Consider the following 19,890-nt stretch of genomic DNA (forward strand, 5'->3'; position numbering starts at 1 on the left):
CTGGTCATAAAAAAGTGGATTTGCGACCAATCCACTAATACGTGATGATAGCTAGTATTTGTCGGGCGTGATAAACGCCGATAATCAAATCTAGCCATGTGCTTAACCTAATGATTGCCATCATAAAAATTATCAAGAAAATCATTATTTTAAACGTGATCAGCACTTTTAATAATACCGACTGTTTTAAATCATAAAAAACGGTCAGCACAGGCGCGCATTATACGTGATTAGCTAATAATAAGAAAGACCTACGTAAAATAGCTGGGCAAAACCCTTATGCAAGATCGTTATGAAAAACACCTATACGAACAACAGTGCAAAACTGTTAATTAAAATCATTAAATAAAAAAAGCGCCAAGTAATGAAACTTAGCGCTTTTTTCAATCTACGATAACTCTTAAGCGTCAAACATGGCGCTGATAGATTCTTCGTTATTAATACGGCGTAAGCTTTCAGCCAACATTGGCGCGATGCTCACTTGACGAATCTTGCTGCAAGCTTTGGCAGCATCAGACAATGGAATCGTATCAGTAACGACAATCTCATCCAATTCTGATTCACTGATGTTCTTAAGCGCATTACCAGATAGGACAGGGTGGGTGATATAAGCCACTACGCGGCGTGCGCCATTTGCTTTAAGCGCTTCGGCAGCTTTACATAGCGTGCCAGCCGTATCGACCATATCATCAACGATGACACAATCACGGTCACGGACGTCACCAATAATGTGCATCACTTGCGACTCATTGGCACGGGCACGACGTTTATCAATAATCGCCATGTCAGTATCGCCCAACTGCTTAGCCATCGCACGTGCACGAACCACGCCCCCAACGTCAGGAGAGACAACCATGATGTTGTCATAATCTTGTTTTTGTAGATCGTTAAGCAATACAGGCGTGCCGTAGATATTATCGACTGGGATGTCAAAGAAACCTTGAATCTGATCTGAGTGCAAATCAACGGTCATCACACGATCGATACTAACGATGTTCAACATGTCAGCAACGACTTTAGCAGAGATAGGCACACGAGCTGAACGAGGGCGACGGTCTTGACGGGCATAACCAAAATACGGCATGACTGCTGTAATACGACCAGCACTAGAGCGACGCAAAGCGTCTGCCATCATCATGATTTCCATCAAATTGTCGTTGGTCGGTGCACAAGTAGGCTGCATGATAAACACGTCTTTACCACGCACGTGCTCTTTGATTTCTACGGCAATTTCGCCATCAGAAAAACGCGTGATGTCAGCTTTACCAAGAGGTATATGGAGATGATCGGCTACGGTTTTTGCTAATTCTGGGTGGGCATTGCCCGTAAAAATCGCCAAATAAGGCATGACAGAAGTCCTATTGATTGACTCAAGCAGCGACCGCTAAGCAGTGTCAAACTGCTCAAATTCAGAAAAGAGTGGTGAAAAAGATTGATGACTACTATTACAGTAAAAAATGGCAGGGGTAGCTGGACTCGAACCAACGGATGTCAGGATCAAAACCTGATGCCTTACCAACTTGGCTATACCCCTGTAATGTCTAGGCTGTGTACGTCGATATCTAAAAGCAACTTTTTAACAGTCATTATTAGAATAGCGTCACGACCTGTTCGTTATCTCATAAACAGAAAAATCGTCTAAAACATAACTTTTCCCTAACGGTGTTCATTGCGAACTATACCGAAACTGGGATAACATTGTCAATGTCAATAAGATAAGCGACTGTCTATAAACTGCTTATAATAAGTACACATCTAATGCTTTGAGCTTAAAAATGGCAGGGGTAGCTGGACTCGAACCAACGGATGTCAGGATCAAAACCTGATGCCTTACCAACTTGGCTATACCCCTATTGAGGCGACCTATTATAATTAAATTTTCAGATTTTGCAAGTCATTTGCGCCTTTTTATAGCTTTTATTAAAAAATAGGTCAGAAATAAAACGGGTATTGAATCCATAAAACTTTTTACGCTGTATTTGTAGTCCTCTTATTTTCACACTATAGCTCAAATCTAACTCATAAATTACGAACTAAATAGGCAGGACAGGGCGCCTCTTCAATCCACTTTGCCAAACGCGCTTTATCAGATATCACACCTGCATCCAAAGGCAAAAATACTGCGCTACCTGAGCCAGTCATTCTTGCTGTGCTCAGTGCTTGAGTCTCTAACTCTTGCAAATAGCGTAGTGCTTCATCGACGGCAGGAGCAAGATTGGTGACCACTGGCGTAAAGACATTTTGATAAGGCGTGTTTAAATGTTGCACATAGTCATTGGAATGGTTTTGAATGGTCTTAATTGATAGCGGAGCGATATCTCGCTGTAGCTTGGAGTGCGCAAAAAGCTCGGCAGTATTAACGTGAGCTTTAGGGGTCAATACTAAATACTGTTGCTCAGGTAAATCAATCGCTGTCAGCTCTTCGCCAATGCCCATCGCAATAGCATCTTGTCCAAAAATAAATATCGGCACATCAGCGCCAATGCTTGCGCCAATTTTTATAAGCGTATCTTGATCAAAATTAATCTGCCATATTTTATTTAAGACTAATAATGTCGTCGCAGCATTGGATGAGCCACCACCTAAGCCTGCGCCCATCGGTAAGTGCTTATCTAACCTCACTGACACTTTCGGTAGATTCTTAGGTAGCGAATTTGAGTTTATGGCAGATGCCAGTAAGGCATTAGCCGCTTTAAAGATCAAATTGTCCTCTATGCTGCTGGTTATGGTGTCGGCACCACTTAGCGTAAGCAGCTGACCACACAGGCTACTATTATCTACAGCGCTATTGTCTGCTACGCTATCAATAGTAATTATTAATTCATCTGCTACTGAAAAATGCAAATAATCGCCCCAATCGAGCAGGCGAAACACCGTTTGCAAATTGTGATAACCATCAGCGCGCTTACCAGTAATATGCAAAAATAAATTAATCTTTGCTGGTGATAGGCGAGTAATAACCGATGCAGAAGTCGCGTTTTTAGTCATAAATGATGGTCACAATTCTTAAGTGCAATTTTTAAACGCAAACAGCCATTTATAGAAATGGCTGTTTGCAATAGCGATCAAATCTATTGGTGCTATTACTTTTGATGATCGATTGTCATGACAACTTTGTTGCCTTGCGATTGAACGGCACTGATCTTATTTGGTAATTTATCATTGCCTTTGTAGCTAAAGCTGGCACGCCATTCACCATTTACCGAGCTAATTAGACGATTTTGGGCATCAAGCTGTGGTGCGCTGTCTGAAGGCGCTGGGCGTCCAGAAATCCAGTAAGGCATCTGAGAGATAGGCGCTTGCCAGCCGGTGGCTTTTTTGAGCAGGGTTTCAGGGTCAGCCGCATTCAAAGTACCGGTTTTTTCGCTCACCAAAGTCGCAGATTGACCATTGTATTCGATATTGGTTTTACCAATGCCTAATGCACCAATGAGTTCAATGGCAAAGCGATCATTCTGTTGACCCCATGCATAAAATGCACTGCCGCCTTGAGCCCCTGTTGTATCACTCGCAGCCGCTGTAACACCAATCTTACCTGTAATATTAAAGCTCTCAAGTTTCTTTGGTTGCTCAGTATTTTGACCTTGAATGGTTGTGCTAGGCTGGTTGGTCGCGTTGGCGGTCTTCATAGACTGACAGCCAGAGGTAATTACCATTGCTGCTGTCATAGCGGCAAATAGGGCCAGTTTATTAGGTTTATAAAAAGATCGCAGGGTAGACATGATGTTTCCTCAAAAATGGACAAATTTGCAAAATTTTTGTTTCGAGAGCAGGTTAGCTTAAGTGTTATTTGTTACTCAGTTATGCGTGGCTGTTAGCTTCTTATACATGACTTGTAATAATAGGATGTCGTATTCGAGGACTTAGAAGCACTATGCCATTGCTTATTAATTATATCGTTTGTTATTAATACAATTGTATACGGTCATTGATATTGTGTTGCCCAAATGAGAAGCGCTGCTGCAAGTCGGCAAGTAAAGCGTCAACTTTTTCATTGTCGCCTAAGCCTTGATAAGCGCGTAATAGCAATGTCCCTGAGCGTAAAGTAGGGAGCACATCGTAAGGCGTTTGCAGATAGTCGATCACTTGCTGATAATTCTCGTTTGCCAGCGCATTACTTGCCAGTACATTGAGAGCTTGCAGGTGCAGCTCATTGTCATAGCGAGGGTCATCGTAGCGTATTTGTATGATCGCTGTCGCCAACGTCAATCCTTGCTCAGAACCACGCTCATTGGCCAGCAATAACTGGGCGTAACTCAGCTGATAAGCAGGATTGCTGGGGTCAAGCGCTTGCAAGTGATTAAGTAAGGTACGCTTGACGATATAGTCCTCTTTATCATCAAGGAGCTGGGCGCGTGCAAAAAGCAGCATCTCATTATCAGGGTATTTACGAGCAGCCTTAGTTAATAGGCGTAAGGCTTCTGCAGGTTCATTCTGTTGCCATAAGATATCCGCTTGTAGCACAAAGCTATCAGGAGCGAAGACGCTAAAGTCTTTACGCAGCTTTTCTAACGTTGCGATAGCGGCATCAACATTATTATTGAGTAAGTCTAATGCGACCACTTTTCGTCGAGCTTCCAATACCAAGTCCTCTTGCATGACAGCATTGAGGTAGTATTTGGCTTGTTCAAAGTTTTGCTGACGCTCGGCACTGATGCCCAGATAATAATAAGATTGATCTAAATAAGCGGGATTTTTGGCAAGCGTATTAAGCAATTGATCGGCACTAGTATATTTTTCGATATCTAAGCTAACCAGCGCCGCTAATAAGGTAATCTCAGCATCATCGGCAAAGCGCTGATGAGCGTCTAATAACAGCTGCCACGCTTGCTCATTCTGTTTTAAATCAAGCAAATAGCGAATCTCATACAAGTATAGATTCTTACTGTCAGCATTACGCAAGCGTGCTTGGCTGAGATACTCAATGACTGCTTCTGGCGTTTCGATTTTGCGCAGGATATCTGCTTTTAAGGTAATAAAAGGCACATAATCCGGCTGGCGCTCAACTGCTCGATTGATATGAACGATGGCAATCTCAGGTTCATTAAACTGATAAAGCAAGCCAGCTTTTAAGACTGACAGCGAGGCGTTTTGTTCACTTGCGATAGGTTGCAGAGCGGCGAGTAACTCTCGCTTATCATCATCGCTGTTTGGATAAATGCCAATCAGAATTTCGCTAAGGTCGGCGCGAGGATCATAGCTCAAGATGCGATTTAGAGTTTCGCCTGCCAACTCATAATCGTGCGCTCGCAGTGCCAAATGAGCGACATAAAACCAAGCCGGCACATGGTCTGGGTTTTCATCTTGCCATGCTTTGGCAAATTGTAAAGATTCTTCGACCCTGTCATTACGTAATGATAAGCTTAACGCTCTTTCAAATACGGCTGTGGCGTCTTGTTTAAATGATTGCTGCTTATAGATAATCAGCGCACGCTCGGTATCATCACGATTTGCAGAAAATTCTGCATCTAATAAGGCATACAAGCTTGGTTCATTGCTTATTTTATTGAGGTCAGATGACGGACTACCTTCGGTTATCGAGGCATCAGTTATCAAATTTTTATTAGCCATGCTTTTAGTCACTGGTGTGTGACTGTTAATAACTTGACTAGAGGCATTAATGGTTCTGGTAACGGTGGCACTACTAATGTTAGTAGGAGAGACTTTGGGCAAAGCTATGTTTGGTGAGACAATGGCATGGTCAGCATGGGCAGGGAATCCTAGGCACAAACAAACCGCCAACGAAAACGCTAGCTTATAACGTTGGCATAGCCGATCAATGAGAGCATGCAACAAAGCACTAAGGCTAGATTGAGCATTATGCATAGATTGTCGTCTAAATGAAGACCCAAAAAAGACCATAGCGTGCAGTATTTACCTATTCTGACCTTGTTTCTATGCCTAGTAAAAGGATTTGCAGCATAGAAGGCTGGGTTTATTAGAATCGTTTTAAAAACAGATATCTGTGACGAACAATGATGTCAAACATTATAAGAGTAGCATGAAGGGATACACAATAGCAGCCGTGTTACTTAGGCATCAGTAATAGTGTAAATTTATTCTATTGACAGTCCTAAATAAAAGAAATACAAATGTTATCAATAACTACTGGGGTTAATTTTTCTTGCTTGCTGTGCCTACGCAGACAGAGGCTGCGAATAATCAACCCCAGTAGTTCTGTATTCTTTTAAAAGTGGTGGATCAACTATAGTAGCACCCGAATTTAAGGGTAACATTGTTAGCTTTAAGTAAACCTATATGCAAATGTTAGAATATTAAACCAGTAATTACAGTTGATTTGTAAGCCATGCGCCCAGATACAGACAAAGTGCTGGCTTATAGAGGTGAGTGTTAAATAAAGCTATCAATAATGATATAATAAGCGCTTTTTATTATTTTACTTTCAAAGTTGCCTATTAAAAGCTATTTTTCAAAGATTTCTTGTCAAAAGCTGTCTTTGAAAAACGGGATTTTAATTTTTTAAAAACCGCTAAAGGTGTTTGGTTGGCGAGTGAATATCATATTTATGGTCTGTCAATAATGAGATTAGTGGTCATTGGGGTCAATCACAAAACTGCACCAGTCGCTCTACGAGAGCGCTTGGCGCTTGTCGGTGACGAGGTCAGTATCGCACTTGCGCAGCTACAAGGCTTTAGCGACGGTAGCGTGATAGTCTCCACCTGCAACCGGACAGAGATTTATGCATTGGTCCCAGAAAGCATATTATCACCACATACGTTATTGCCAAATTCAGCCTCAGCAGTTGTAGAGACTTCAGTTATAGAGTCTAGTATGACGGCTAACAATAGCGCCAACCTTTCATCGACTATCATCAGCGCTCACATCCTAAAAATTAAAACTTGGCTTGCAGGTTTTAAGCAATTATCACTGGATGAGATTGACCCTTATTTGTATGTCCATCGTAATACGCATGCCTTAACCCATTGGCTACGAGTAGCTGCAGGTCTTGACTCTATGATATTGGGTGAGCCGCAGATACTTGGGCAAATCAAGCGCGCTGTGCATATGGCGCAAGATCAAAAAGCGCTTAGCAATCAGCTAGGTTGGATTGTTGATCAGGTATTTGCAGCGGCAAAACGAGTACGTAATGAGACCCAAGTTGGCGCACAAGCCGTATCACTTAGCTATGCTGCTGCCAAACTGGTGACGCAAATCTTTGATGATTTGCCAAGTCGTACTTTGCTGGTGGTAGCCGCTGGCGAGATGAACCGCTTGGTAGCGACGCATATCGCAGGTCTTGGAGTCGGTCGCGTTATTATTTGCAACCGTAATCCTGAACGCGCAGAAGCGTTAGCGGCTGAGCTGCGCAATCCCAATCGCCGGATCGAAGTCAGAACGCTGCAAGAGCTGCCACAAGTATTGGCAGAAGCCGATATTGTGAGCAGCTGTAGCGGTAGCATGGACATATTGATTGATAAAACCATGACGCTGCGGGCACTGAAAAGCCGTCGCTATCAGCCGATGCTGATGATTGACTTGGCGGTGCCGCGTGATATTGATTCGACTGTCAGCCGGATAGACGACGTTTATCTATATTCTGTCGATGACTTACAACATGTGATAGCCGGTAATATCGAACAACGTCGGCAAGCAGCAGTAGATGCTGAGCTGTTGGTCAGTCAATTGGTGGTTGAGATGGATCGCCGCTTTCAAGTACGCCAAGTAGGCAAGGATATTCAGCAATATCGCACGCGTACTCATGAGCAGGTAAACAAACTATTGCAGGCGTCTATCGCAGAGCTGCATGGCGATAGTGCTAACCCTGAAGATATTATGATTGAGCTAACGCGGCGCTTAACGCAAAACTTGACCCATGCGCCCTCCAAGCTCATGCGTAAGGCGGCACGCGAAGGTGACAATGAATTACTCGATTTTGTGGTATCAGGTCTACAAGACGCCCATCGGAATCACTGATAGTTGCCTTTTATCATCAAAAATAAGAAATTGTATCAGTATGGTTTTAACGCAAACATAGCATTGTCAACCTGCATTATCAGTGCTAATATCGAGCTGTTATGACGATATTAAGTGATGATGCTTGATTGATGAATAGGGACTGTTTTTAGGATACTCGAGCGGTATTCGTTACAATACCAGCGTCTTTATACTATTTAACTTTTATCTATCCAATCAATCATTTTCAATCACTACTGTTATCAGCCTACTACCGCGTAGCAACGATAATGGTTTGCGTATCTTATGCGCTTTCACTCAATATCTGATGACATCAACGACGTAAAAGATACCACCGTCAACGGCAATAGCGCTAGGATAAAGTGCTACATCGTCCACCCTGCGTCATATTCTCAATTATTACTCGATATTCGTACTTAGTGAATGCTATCTATAAACGTATCTGGCTATCATATTACGTTGATTAAAATAATAGCTGACCTAAATTGACTAAGACAGTATCTAGATTTTGTTATCACTCATACTTAAAAAATATTACAACAGACAGGAGCGTCACATGACTGCATTACGTCAAGATATTGATCCAAACGGCTTATTAGAATATTCAGTGGTTTATACCGACCGCGCCCTTAATCATATGTCAAAAGCCTTCCAAGAGGTGATGAATGATTTGCTCAGCAACCTAAAAACAGTCTATAACGCTGAAGCCGCGGTTATTATTCCAGGTTCTGGTACCTACGGCATGGAAGCAGTCGCCCGTCAACTGACCATTGATGAAGATTGTCTCATTATCCGTAACGGTTGGTTTAGCTATCGCTGGACGCAAATATTAGAAAAAGGCAAATTTGCCAAATCATCTACGGTACTAACGGCTGAGCGTACAGAAGAGACGGAAGTGCCAAAACCATTTGCGCCAGTGGATATCGAAACGGCCGTTGCCAAAATTAAAGCAGACAAATCTGCTGTCGTTTATGCGCCGCACGTTGAAACATCGTCGGGCATTATCTTATCAGAAGACTACATCAAAGCATTAAGCGCGGCCGTACATAGTGTTGGCGGTTTATTGGTTATTGATTGTATCGCTTCAGGTTGTGTATGGTTAGATATGAAAAAATTGGGCATTGATGTGCTCATCAGTGCGCCGCAAAAAGGCTGGAGTAGCACACCATGTGCAGGTCTGGTTATGCTCAGTGACGCTGCTATCAAAAAGGTAGAAACCACGGAGTCTAACTGCTTTAGCCTTGATTTAAAGCAATGGTTAACCATCATGCGTGCGTACGAAAACGGCGGTCACGCTTATCATGCGACTATGCCAACCGATAGCTTGCGTCAATTCCGCGATACTATCTTGGAAGCAAAAGAGATTGGCTTTGATAAATTGTGTGATGCACAATGGGAGCTTGGCAACCGCGTCCGTAAGGTACTGGCAGATAAAGGTATTGAAAGCGTTGCTGCCAAAGGTTTTGAAGCACCAGGCGTTGTCGTATCTTATACCGACCGTGATGACATCCATAAAGGCAGTGCTTTTGCTGAAGCTGGATTGCAAATCGCTGCTGGCGTACCGTTAAAAGTGGGTGAGCCTGAGAACTTCAAAACGTTCCGTTTAGGTCTATTTGGTTTGGATAAATTGACCGATGTCGACGGCGCGGTAGAGCGTTTTGAAAAAGCGCTTGATGAAGTCTTAGCAAAATGATTTGAGAGGCTGACTCGTTTATTAACGACTATATTTATTAAGCCAGTCAGTCATCAAATGAAGAGATACTGAGCAATGCGTGACGCAATGTTCAGTATTTTTTTACTTTTTCATTATGTTTTATAATATAATGTATTTATATAAAATAATATGTAGTAAGATATAAACAATAAAAAATCGTTTATAGCAGTAGTACAATATCGTTGTTAAACTCAATTGAAGATATAAAACCATTTTTAATAAAAAATCAGCTTAGGTAATCATTATGGGTATACAAATAGACTGGCAAGCTTTTACGCCAATTTCCTTGGTAGGCGGGCTGATGCTAGGCGTTGCAACGGTTATCTTGCTGTTGGGCATTGGTCGTATTGCGGGTATTAGTGGTATTTTCTCAAGTCTTCTTAAACCCAAGCGCGTCGAGATGTGGCAGGTATTATTTATTGCAGGTCTGATCCTCTCGCCATTATTATATAGCTTATTTAGACCGTTACCTGATATCGAAATCAGTACCTCGATACCGTTATTAATCGGTGCAGGGCTATTGGTTGGTTTTGGGACGCGTTTAGGTTCAGGCTGTACCAGCGGACATGGTATTTGTGGTAATGCGCGACTGTCGCCACGGTCGATGGCGGCGACAGTGACCTTTATGTTATTTGGTATTGTGACGGTTTATATTGGTCGACATCTCTTGGGCTTAATTTAAACAACACATTGCTAAGACAACGTTGAATATGATTCATAAAAGCTTATATCCACGAATGAAGTGCGAGACATAATGATGCTAAAAAATATAATTGGGTTACTGGCAGGTCTGCTATTTGGTATTGGGTTATTAATCTCAGGTATGACTGATCCTGTTAAAGTACAGGGCTTTTTAGACGTCTTTGGTGCATGGGATATTTCCCTTGCCTTGGTGATGGGTGGCGGTCTAATGGTGGCGATAGTCGGTGTACAATTGGCTAAGCGTCAACAGACCAGCTGGATTGGCACCTTAATTGAGATGCCCAGCAAAACAGTGATTAATAAAAAACTGTTAATCGGCGCGATGCTATTCGGTATCGGCTGGGGCTTGGTAGGTATTTGCCCAGGTCCTGGTATTGTGCTGCTCGGCACAGGACAATGGCAGGCATATGTTTTTATCCCAGCGATGATAATCGGTATGCTGGTGTATCAATGGCTGGAGCCAAGGCTTAATTAGTTTTTTGATTAATAATAAGCTTGGTTTTTTTGGCTCAATAAAAGGGTCAGCCTACATTCATTAGGCTGACCTTTTTTATCAATGATGATTCATTAATATTAACGATACTTCCGTATTATTAAGGCTTAATGATAAACACTTACTTAGCACTAGCCGTTACTTTTGGCGTTTCATGTGCTAAGGATTTGGCCGCTTGACGCAGCTCAAACTTCTGCACTTTACCAGTGCTTGTCTTTGGGATTTCAGCAAAGACAATATATTTTGGTACTTTAAAACCAGCAAGGTGCTGTTTGCAATGTTCCATCACATGATCGCGCTGTAAAGTGCTGCCTTCATGAATCTCGATAAAGGCGACAGGTACTTCGCCCCATTTATCATGCGGCGCGGCGACGACCGCACAGCTTTGAATTTCTAGCATTTTATATAGGACGTTCTCGACTTCGATACTAGAGATGTTTTCACCGCCTGATATGATAATATCTTTAAGCCTGTCCATGATTTTGATATAGCCGTCAGGATATTTGACCCCTAAATCACCGGTGCGGAACCAGCCATCAGTCAAGGCTTCTTCGGTGGCTTTACGACTTTTTAGATAACCTTTCATTACCATATTACCGCGCAGTGCCAGCTCGCCCATCTCTTCGCCATCAGCGGCAACGGGTTCAGTCGTGCCTTGTTTGAACACGTCAAATCCCGTCATCAAATGCGACGTCACCCCTTGACGTGATTTTTTCTGCGCGCGGCCAGCGACATCAAGCGTATCCCATTCTTGCTGCTCAGCGCAGACGGTGACGGGCCCATAAACTTCAGTGAGACCATAAACGTGGGAGATGTGAAAGCCCATCGCTTCCATGGCTGCGAGCATGGTCTCAGATGGCGGCGCACCAGCGACCCAGCCTTTGACCGTATGAGTGATGGCTTCTTTATACTCAGGTTTGCCGCCCGCAATCATATTGTGCACCACAGGCGCTGAACAATAATGGCTGACTTGATGCTTGGCAATCAGCTGCAATATCAAGTCGGCATCAATGTTCCGCAAGCAGACATTGACCCCAGCGCGCTCAGCGATCGTCCACGGAAAGCACCAGCCATTACAATGAAATAATGGCAGCGTCCACAGATACATAGGGTGCTTGGGCATGTCCCAATCTAAAATGTTAGAGATTGCGTTGAGGGTGGCACCGCGATGATGATAGACCACGCCTTTGGGCTTGCCCGTGGTGCCAGAGGTATAGTTGAGCGCGATAGCATCCCATTCATCTAATGGTTTTTCCCAATTATCCAAACTGTCTGAGCTGGCGAGTAATGCTTCGTAGCTCATTTGTCCAAAACCTTCAATATCGAGCGCCGCATCTGTCGCATGAATCACGATTAGATTTGGAAAGGTTTCATCGATCATTTCAGCATGTTCAGCAAACTCGCTGTCTAAAATTAAGACCTTCGCTTCTGAATGCTGTAGACAAAAGGTCAGGGCATTGATGTCGAGGCGGGTGTTCAGCGTACAAAGCACGCCACCTGACATGGGTACACCAAAAGCGCATTCGACCATCGCTGGGGTGTTTGGCATCATGACTGCAACTGTGTCATTTTTATCAATGCCTAATTTACGCAGACCATCCGCCAGTTGTCTGCAACGATCATAAGTCTGTTGCCACGTTTGGGTGAGGTTATTATGTTCTAAGTCGTCATAGATGATAGCGGTTCTGTCAGGATAGACCTGAGCACTACGGATGATAAAATCAATAGGGGTAAGCGGTTGATGGTTGGCAGCATTTTTGCCGAGACCGGTATGGAAGTCTGTCATGCAGATAGTCCTTTATCATATGTTTTTGTAGTCGATGACGCAGTAATGGGGCTTTGCTGTCGCCAATCAACTGTATCAGGATCTGATTATTATAGACAGTCGCAGGCAAAATTTGGACAGGTTTTGTGGAGTTTATTTAACTATCTGCAAAAAACCTCACTATTAGAAAGCATCGTTCAGCGCCGCTATTAATTAGTGTTCACTCATCAGTCGCTTGTCTGCATAGCTGATGATAATAGCGGTGTGGTACGATACCGTAACGCTAAGTCCTATAGCACGAGCAATATAAGCACTCTTACAAAACATTCCTAAAAAATATTCTCATAAACCATTCATAAGGAAAATGATATGTCCGCCAGCCGTACTGCCAATTTTATTGAGACCGCCAGCACTAATGCACACTACCCACATTTATTTGAGCCATTAGATTTGGGCTTTACCACGCTTAAAAACCGCATGGTGATGGGTTCGATGCATACGGGGCTTGAAGACCGTTTTTATAACTACGGTAAACTGGCAGCATATTTTGCCGAACGTGCCAAAGGCGGCGTAGCGATGATGATTACGGGCGGTATTTCGCCCAATCGTGAAGGGTGGTTACTGCCTGCTGGTGGCACCATGAATACGCGTGCTGACGTGATTAACCATCAACGCGTGACCCGTGCTGCGCATAAGTATGACAGCAAAATAATCATGCAAATCTTGCACAGTGGTCGGTACGGCTATCATCCATTTGCCGTCTCATCAAGTCCGATTAAGTCACCAATCTCACCGTTTAAACCACGTAAGATGAGCATCAAAAACATTGAGCGGACGGTAAAAGATTATGCCCGTTCGGCTAAACTTGCCAAGCAAGCTGGTTATGACGGTGTGGAGATCATGGGCTCAGAAGGCTATTTGCTGAATCAGTTTTTATCCCGTCATGTGAATAAGCGTACTGATGAATATGGCGGTGATATTCAAAATCGCATGAAGTTTGCGGTCGACGTGGTCAAAGCCGTACGCGAAGCTGCCGGTGAAGATTTTATTATCTTATTCCGCTTGTCAGTGATCGATTTGGTCAAAGACGGTAACGTCATGGATGAAGTCATCACCGTTGCCAAAGCGCTAGAAGAAGCTGGCGTGACCATCATGAATACCGGTATCGGCTGGCATGAAGCGCGCGTACCAACGATTGTCACCAGTGTGCCGCGTGCGGCCTTTGTTGATTTCACTGCTGAAATTAAAAAGCATATCAGTATTCCAATGATGGCGGCAAACCGTATCAATATGCCAGAAACGGCAGAAGACATCGTCGCTAGTGGTCAAGCAGATATGATTCAGATGGCGCGTCCGTTCCTAGCTGATGCCCATTGGGTGAATAAAGCTAAAAATGGTCAGGCAGATCGTATTAATACCTGTATTGCCTGTAACCAAGCTTGTCTTGACCATACCTTTGAGAATAAGCGCTCAACCTGTTTGGTCAATCCACAAGCCTGCTATGAGACAGAATTGGTTTATAAGAAAACCAAAAAACCGAAAAAAGTAGCGGTCATCGGTGGTGGTGTCGCTGGTATGTCAGCCGCTCATGTTGCCGCGCTACGTGGTCATGATGTAACCTTATTTGAAGCAAAAGACATCTTGGGCGGGCAGTTTAACTATGCCAAGGTCATCCCTGGCAAAGAAGAATTCTTTGAGACCATTCGCTACTATATCAATGAGCTCGAGCACTTAGGTGTTGAGATCAAACTCAATACCAAAGTCGATAAAGCCATGCTTGAGAAAGCCAAGTTCCATCATGTTATCGTCGCAACTGGTGTTGTTCCACGAAGCCTCGCTGGTAAGCTGGAAGGCGCGGATTTGCCACAAGTAATGAGCTATGCTGAATTGCTCTCTGGTGAAAAATCAGTCGGTGATACGGTTGCCGTTATTGGCGCGGGTGGTATCGGTTTTGACGTTAGTGAATATTTGACCGCCAAACATGGTCAGCCGCTTGATGAGCTAGGGCCTGAATTGCTCAAAGACCCAAGCTATCGTCCAAAAGCCCAGTCTATTGAAGAGTGGCGTGAAGAATGGGGCGTCACCTCTGCGACTGACTATCAAACCGAGGGCGGACTAATCAAGCCTGAAGCCATTAAGCCTATCCGCCAAGTGTACTTGATGCAGCGTACCAAAGGTCGCTTGGGTAGTGGTCTCAATAAAACCTCTGGCTGGGTACATCGTGCTCATGTCAAATCACACGGCGTCATCCAAGTATCAGGTGCGAAGTACGATAAAATCACCAATGAAGGTATTTGGATCACCAATAACCAAGGTCAAAGCCAGTTACTACGTGTCGATAGCGTCGTCGTTTGTGCTGGTCAAGAGTCGGTCGTTGAGCTGATGCCAAACGTTGGTGATGCGCCAGATGCACAGTATCATCTCATTGGTGGGGCAAAACTGGCGGCTGAGCTGGATGCTAAACGTGCGATTCGTGATGGGGCTGAGGTTGCGGCAGCGATTTAAGGTCTAGTTAAAAGTCAGAAATTAAGAAACGGTAGGGAAGAGATTTCCTACCGTTTTTTATGGTTCAATTTATAATATTCAATATTTCTATAGTGTGAATTAAGGATAAAATAATTCACACTAAGCTCACTAAAAATATTCCATACACGAAATTATTATCAGTACTACGAGGGATGCTTATGAAACAAGAAAATCTCAATATTGAATTGGTGAAATTAGATAGATTAATTTCAGGACTTCCAGAACTAGGAAGAAAGACATTAATTGATAGTAGGGCTGACATGTATGTATTAGATCTTATTATGATAGCTGCTTTAAAGCGGACACTAAGCTTAGCAAGGGGATTTCAGGCTTTGGTAGTTAGCAAAAATATGACATGCATAAGGGCAATGATAAGGATGCAGTTAGATACTATAAGCCGTCTTTTAGCCTATACTTATGTATCAGAGCCATCAGAGCTTGCAAAAGAAGTTATTAGTGGCGTACCGCTAAACAAATTTAAGTGCAGAGATGGTCATAAACTACAAGATAGGTATCTTATTGAAAAAATGGCTAAACAATATCCGTGGGTAACGGAGGTCTATAAGTATACTTCAGGTTATGTACACTTTTCAGAAAAACAGCTTTTCGATTCTATCAAGTCTATGGGTGACGGAAGCTTAGGTAAAGTTAGCTTTGATATAAGAGCGGATGATTTATACTTTCCAGAAGAAAGTTGGATTGAAGCTGTTTCTTGTTTTAATGAAATGCTTAGTATCTTAGAAGAGACGCTATTAACATATAGTAATGAAGTTTTGTACCAGTCAAAAAAATGACTCAATTTTCAGGCCCAGCCTATATTATACAATCGCCACCTAGAAACCCCCTCCCAAGCCTCCCTATCCATGCTAAATTAAACCCTATCAACGATATTCATATCTATCAATCACACCATAAAAAAGGATTTTATAATGGTAGTGCTAAAAACACTGTTTAAATGGATCGTTTTGCCTATTTTAGCGCTACTCATTATTATCAGCTTGGGCTTAGTAGTGACCGGTAATGCTTATATCTTTCGCGGTTTACAGCTCACTTATTTGAAAGGTGAAGCCACTGCCAATATTGATGATTATATCGATTTTGACAATCGGACTATCCGTGCAAAAGACGCTATCGAATGGGAAAAAGATTCCAATTTTGAGCAAGTCAAACTCACCACAACGTTGCAGAATGCTTTAGATACAGACCAAACAGTGGCCTTTGCTATTATCAAAGACGGCAAGCTACTGTACGAAAACTACTGGCAAGGTTATGGCAGCGATTCGCACACCAACAGCTTTTCGATGGCAAAAACCGTCACGACTATGCTCTATCTCAAAGCGGTGGAGGACGGCTATATCGGTAGCGTTGATGAGCCGATTACCAAGTGGTTACCTGAATATGCGGACAAGCAATATGCGCAAAACTGTACCCTCGCGGATTTATCAGCGATGACCTCAGGCTATGATTGGACGGAGGATTACTACTTCCCAATTAATCCCACCGCAGAATCCTACTATGGTCATGACTTAGTTAAGCAAATGGTCAATCGAGATTTCGTAGAGGCGTGTGGCGGTCAGTTCGAATACTCATCAGGTGATACGCAAATGCTCGGTATTGCTCTATCACGTGCGTTAGAACCTCATGGCTATACACTTTCTAGCTATTTGGAAGAGAGGTTTTGGCAACCTTTAGGGATGCAAGGCGACGCCTATTGGTCGCTTGATGGCTCAGAGAGCATCGAAAAAGTATATTGCTGTCTAAACGCTAGTGCGCTGGATTTTGCTAAATTTGGGCAGTTATTATTGAACGGTGGCGAGTGGCAAGGTGAGCAACTGCTTAGCAAAGCGCATGTTGATTTTATGATTACGCCAAACGCGGGTGCATTTGCAGAAGGGCAGGCGCAAGTTTATGGACATTCAGTGTGGACGGATATGGAGAGTCCGATTCCGTTTTATGCAATGCTTGGTCATTTAGGTCAGAGAGTATTAGTGTTGCCTGAAGAGAATGCAATCATCGTCAGATTGGGCAAGCAGAAAGGTTTGCCCACACCAGTAGAGGGATTTCATTTAGAGCCAGATTTGGGTCAATATGTGACGGAGGTGAAAATGATTTTGGATGGCTTAGAATAAAAATAGGAGCGGTTGCAAATATTTATTTCACTTGCAACCGCAAGGCTTTAACCTTCCATCTCTCCAATTAGCCACTCCGACACATCGTCAATCTGCGCTGCCAATTCAGGATGCGCTCTGTTTAGCTCATCAAACTTAGCTTTAATATCATGCTTGTCGTACTTAACATCTGCCAGTGATTCTTTTAACAGATCAATCAACTCAACGTTTAGCGCATCAGAGAAGATGACCACTTCGCGTATCGCTGCTTGCTTCACATCAAGGTGCAAATCAATAATGCCCCAATTAAAGCGCGTCTCAATGTGATGGGTGAACTCAGGCGTCTTGCCAAAGCGCCAATCCCAATCTGCCATTTGTTGATAATATTTATTAAGGTTAGGTTGCTTGGCGAGACTGGCTTCATCCAATTCTTCGACTGGCGCGGTGTCGCCATAATCCGTGTCGCGATAGTATTCGCGAAACGCTTCGATAATTGCATCAGATAACGTCTCGTGATTGATGTCTTCATTAAACTCAACCAAATTAGCAACGCGCGCACGGACGGACTTAATGCCTTTGGCTTTCAGCTTTAGCGGATGCGGATTGAGATAATCGCCCAGCTTTTGCATATTGGCATTGACTAGTAATGTGCCATGATGAAAGCTGCGATCTGCTGTATGTTTAAAGGCGCTACCTGATATCTTCTTATCACCGACTTGCATGTCGTTACGCCCAGATAAATCCGCGTCTATGCCCAACTTCTTTAGCGCATTGATAATAATGGTAAAGTTCGCTGCTTGGTCGTAATCGTCTTTGGGTGATAAAAAGGTAAAGTTGGTATTGCCTAAATCATGAAATACCGCACCACCGCCACTCTGACGTCTTGCTAAAAACACATCGTCGGCTTCCATCTTATCGATTTTGCATTCCACCCATGGGTTTTGCGAGCGCCCAATGACCACGGTCTCGCTATTGCGCCATAAAAATAGCGTGTGCGAGTCGGGATTGAGGGTATTAAATATCCAATCTTCGGTCGCGAGGTTAAACCAAGGGTTAGTCACGGCAGACTTTAAGATGCGCAGTTTCATTATTTATCCTTTTTTTCGAATAGTTTTTATAGATTGAGTGTCATAAATAGATACTGTCATTGTTGCCGATGCGAGTTTGGAATTCAATGGCTGTGTGGTAGGGAGGATTGACGATTGAAGCTGACAACCATCAATGTACAGACTTGACCAAATAGGGAATTTCGCTTATCATCTTGTTTCAATGTACTAGAACGTAAATACATATAAAATATTTTTATCATCAAAAATGCTAAATAATTTGGCAAAAATATTAATGCTAATACTCATTTTAAAATAATAAGGCTTAACTATGACAACGCAAAATACCGCCACTGGCTACGGTTTACATCAATCAATTTTGCCCAATGACGATGGTCTATATGGTGAGTTCGGTGGCAAAATCGGTCATCCTGAGCTTGCCAAAGCCATGGCAGAAATCGAAGTGGGCTTTCGTGAAATCATTAAAAATGACGATTTTATCGCTGAGATGAAGCGCTTGCGTGAGACCTATGTTGGTCGTCCAAGTCCTATTTATCATGCACAGCGTTTGACCGAGCATTGCGGAGGCGCGCAGATTTATTTTAAGCGTGAAGATTTAAATCATACGGGTGCGCATAAGATTAATCACTGTTTGGGTGAAGTATTATTAGCCAAGAAATTAGGCAAAACCAAAGTGATTGCCGAAACGGGCGCGGGGCAACATGGCGTAGCATTGGCAACGGCAGCGGCATTGATGGGCTTGGAATGTGAGATTCACATGGGTGTGGTCGATATTAAAAAAGAGCATCCAAACGTCAGTCGTATGAAGATTTTGGGTGCCAATATCGTGCCAGTCTCGCGCGGTGCTGGTACGCTAAAAGAAGCGGTTGATAGTGCTTTTGAGACTTATTTGGATGAGCTTGATAGCAGTATGTTCGCGATTGGCTCGGCACTGGGACCTGCGCCCTACCCTGAAATGGTCAGCTATTTTCAGTCAGTGGTTGGTCATGAAGCGCGGGCGCAGTTCTTAGCGACGACGGGTAAGCTACCTAATAAAGTGGTTGCTTGTATTGGCGGCGGCTCTAATGCTATCGGTATGTTTAGCGGCTTTTTTGATGATAAAGATGTAGAAAAAATAGGCGTGGAACCCGCAGGCGAAGGTCTGGATACTCCTAATCATGCGGCGACAATGTCGCTCGGCGTGAAAGGTGAGATTCATGGTTTTAAATGCTATGTGCTGCTCGATGAAAAAGGCGAGCCAGCTCCCGTACATTCGATTGCCTCCGGTCTTGATTATCCTGGGGTTGGACCACAGCACTCACATCTGCGAGATTTAAAACTGGCCACTTATGAGTCGGCGACTGATGCTGAATGTCTAGAAGCGTTTATGGCATTGTCGCGCCTTGAGGGTATTATTCCTGCTTTAGAGTCGGCACATGCCATCGCTTATGCGATGAAAATCGCCAAGGATATGTCAGCGGATGAGACGATTTTGGTCAATTTGTCAGGGCGTGGCGATAAAGACATCGATTTTATTTTGGACAAGGTGGATTTATAAAATAAATCTGTGATAAGTACAGAAAATACAATACCTATTGAGC

14 protein-coding genes and 2 tRNA genes are annotated in these 19,890 nt (G+C 43.4%); 8 read left to right on the forward strand and 8 right to left on the reverse strand.

The genetic code is table 11. From position 1 onward, the window contains the following. Window positions 1-400: 400 nt before the first annotated feature. The 6 genes from PCRYO_RS00955 to PCRYO_RS00980 all read right to left on the reverse strand — a co-directional run bounded on the left by PCRYO_RS00955 (window position 401) and on the right by PCRYO_RS00980 (window position 5,826). On the reverse strand, window positions 401-1,348 hold the full coding sequence (locus PCRYO_RS00955; protein WP_011512558.1) for a ribose-phosphate pyrophosphokinase: 948 nt from the start codon (window positions 1,346-1,348) through the stop codon (window positions 401-403). Window positions 1,349-1,458: 110 nt separating this feature from the next. Further along, a tRNA-Gln gene (locus tag PCRYO_RS00960) sits at window positions 1,459-1,534 on the reverse strand. Window positions 1,535-1,776: 242 nt separating this feature from the next. Next, window positions 1,777-1,852: transfer RNA gene (locus PCRYO_RS00965), tRNA-Gln, on the reverse strand. Window positions 1,853-2,019: 167 nt separating this feature from the next. Further along, window positions 2,020-2,988, reverse strand: coding sequence for a 4-(cytidine 5'-diphospho)-2-C-methyl-D-erythritol kinase (gene ispE, locus PCRYO_RS00970; RefSeq protein ID WP_011512559.1), 969 nt, complete (start codon window positions 2,986-2,988; stop codon window positions 2,020-2,022). 95 nt (window positions 2,989-3,083) lie between these two features. Beyond that, window positions 3,084-3,722 carry a lipoprotein insertase outer membrane protein LolB gene (lolB, locus tag PCRYO_RS00975; RefSeq protein WP_011512560.1) on the reverse strand — a complete coding sequence of 213 codons (639 nt, stop codon included), beginning with the start codon at window positions 3,720-3,722 and terminating at the stop codon, window positions 3,084-3,086. Between the two features lie 184 nt (window positions 3,723-3,906). Beyond that, the gene (locus PCRYO_RS00980; protein ID WP_105575682.1) at window positions 3,907-5,826 is read right to left on the reverse strand and encodes a tetratricopeptide repeat protein; all 1,920 of its coding nucleotides are present in this window, start codon (window positions 5,824-5,826) and stop codon (window positions 3,907-3,909) included. Window positions 5,827-6,540: 714 nt separating this feature from the next. On the opposite strand from PCRYO_RS00980, the gene hemA reads away from it, so the two are divergent. From hemA to PCRYO_RS01000, 4 genes are all read left to right on the forward strand, one after another. Further along, on the forward strand, window positions 6,541-7,935 hold the full coding sequence (gene hemA, locus PCRYO_RS00985; RefSeq protein WP_011512562.1) for a glutamyl-tRNA reductase: 1,395 nt from the start codon (window positions 6,541-6,543) through the stop codon (window positions 7,933-7,935). 556 nt (window positions 7,936-8,491) lie between these two features. Further along, entirely contained in the window at window positions 8,492-9,628 is a 1,137-nt protein-coding gene (locus tag PCRYO_RS00990) for an aminotransferase class V-fold PLP-dependent enzyme (protein WP_011512563.1), read from the forward strand. Window positions 9,629-9,893: 265 nt separating this feature from the next. After that, window positions 9,894-10,331, forward strand: coding sequence for a YeeE/YedE family protein (locus PCRYO_RS00995; RefSeq protein WP_011512564.1), 438 nt, complete (start codon window positions 9,894-9,896; stop codon window positions 10,329-10,331). Window positions 10,332-10,403: 72 nt separating this feature from the next. Further along, entirely contained in the window at window positions 10,404-10,826 is a 423-nt protein-coding gene (locus PCRYO_RS01000; protein WP_011512565.1) for a DUF6691 family protein, read from the forward strand. A gap of 139 nt (window positions 10,827-10,965) precedes the next feature. Here the strand turns inward: PCRYO_RS01000 and PCRYO_RS01005 are convergent, their stop codons facing one another. Beyond that, entirely contained in the window at window positions 10,966-12,630 is a 1,665-nt protein-coding gene (locus PCRYO_RS01005; RefSeq protein WP_011512566.1) for an AMP-binding protein, read from the reverse strand. 348 nt (window positions 12,631-12,978) lie between these two features. Between PCRYO_RS01005 and PCRYO_RS01010 the strand changes: the two genes are divergently transcribed. The 3 genes from PCRYO_RS01010 to PCRYO_RS01020 all read left to right on the forward strand — a co-directional run bounded on the left by PCRYO_RS01010 (window position 12,979) and on the right by PCRYO_RS01020 (window position 17,264). Beyond that, entirely contained in the window at window positions 12,979-15,114 is a 2,136-nt protein-coding gene (locus tag PCRYO_RS01010; RefSeq protein WP_011512567.1) for an NADPH-dependent 2,4-dienoyl-CoA reductase, read from the forward strand. Between the two features lie 179 nt (window positions 15,115-15,293). Then, window positions 15,294-15,929 (forward strand): hypothetical protein, encoded by a 636-nt coding sequence (locus tag PCRYO_RS01015; RefSeq protein ID WP_011512568.1) that lies wholly within the window; start codon window positions 15,294-15,296, stop codon window positions 15,927-15,929. Between the two features lie 135 nt (window positions 15,930-16,064). Next, complete coding sequence (locus PCRYO_RS01020) at window positions 16,065-17,264, forward strand: serine hydrolase domain-containing protein (RefSeq protein ID WP_011512569.1); 1,200 nt, start codon at window positions 16,065-16,067, stop codon at window positions 17,262-17,264. 47 nt (window positions 17,265-17,311) lie between these two features. On the opposite strand, the gene PCRYO_RS01025 is transcribed toward PCRYO_RS01020, so the two are convergent. Then, window positions 17,312-18,331, reverse strand: a complete 1,020-nt coding sequence (locus tag PCRYO_RS01025; RefSeq protein WP_011512570.1) for a lipoate--protein ligase — start codon at window positions 18,329-18,331, stop codon at window positions 17,312-17,314. Window positions 18,332-18,620: 289 nt separating this feature from the next. On the opposite strand from PCRYO_RS01025, the gene trpB reads away from it, so the two are divergent. Beyond that, window positions 18,621-19,847 (forward strand): tryptophan synthase subunit beta, encoded by a 1,227-nt coding sequence (gene trpB, locus PCRYO_RS01030; protein WP_011512571.1) that lies wholly within the window; start codon window positions 18,621-18,623, stop codon window positions 19,845-19,847. The last annotated feature ends 43 nt before the right edge of the window (window positions 19,848-19,890 follow it).

This window comes from Psychrobacter cryohalolentis K5 (assembly GCF_000013905.1).
Taxonomy (GTDB): domain Bacteria; phylum Pseudomonadota; class Gammaproteobacteria; order Pseudomonadales; family Moraxellaceae; genus Psychrobacter; species Psychrobacter cryohalolentis.

Coding starts and splice junctions, on each gene's coding strand:
- PCRYO_RS00955 (WP_011512558.1), bottom strand. CDS start 1,348: ATGCCTTATTTGGCGATTTTTACGGGCAATGCCCACCCAGAATTAGCA.
- ispE (WP_011512559.1), bottom strand. CDS start 2,988: ATGACTAAAAACGCGACTTCTGCATCGGTTATTACTCGCCTATCACCA.
- lolB (WP_011512560.1), bottom strand. CDS start 3,722: ATGTCTACCCTGCGATCTTTTTATAAACCTAATAAACTGGCCCTATTT.
- PCRYO_RS00980 (WP_105575682.1), bottom strand. CDS start 5,826: ATGCATAATGCTCAATCTAGCCTTAGTGCTTTGTTGCATGCTCTCATT.
- hemA (WP_011512562.1), top strand. CDS start 6,541: ATGAGATTAGTGGTCATTGGGGTCAATCACAAAACTGCACCAGTCGCT.
- PCRYO_RS00990 (WP_011512563.1), top strand. CDS start 8,492: ATGACTGCATTACGTCAAGATATTGATCCAAACGGCTTATTAGAATAT.
- PCRYO_RS00995 (WP_011512564.1), top strand. CDS start 9,894: ATGGGTATACAAATAGACTGGCAAGCTTTTACGCCAATTTCCTTGGTA.
- PCRYO_RS01000 (WP_011512565.1), top strand. CDS start 10,404: ATGATGCTAAAAAATATAATTGGGTTACTGGCAGGTCTGCTATTTGGT.
- PCRYO_RS01005 (WP_011512566.1), bottom strand. CDS start 12,630: ATGACAGACTTCCATACCGGTCTCGGCAAAAATGCTGCCAACCATCAA.
- PCRYO_RS01010 (WP_011512567.1), top strand. CDS start 12,979: ATGTCCGCCAGCCGTACTGCCAATTTTATTGAGACCGCCAGCACTAAT.
- PCRYO_RS01015 (WP_011512568.1), top strand. CDS start 15,294: ATGAAACAAGAAAATCTCAATATTGAATTGGTGAAATTAGATAGATTA.
- PCRYO_RS01020 (WP_011512569.1), top strand. CDS start 16,065: ATGGTAGTGCTAAAAACACTGTTTAAATGGATCGTTTTGCCTATTTTA.
- PCRYO_RS01025 (WP_011512570.1), bottom strand. CDS start 18,331: ATGAAACTGCGCATCTTAAAGTCTGCCGTGACTAACCCTTGGTTTAAC.
- trpB (WP_011512571.1), top strand. CDS start 18,621: ATGACAACGCAAAATACCGCCACTGGCTACGGTTTACATCAATCAATT.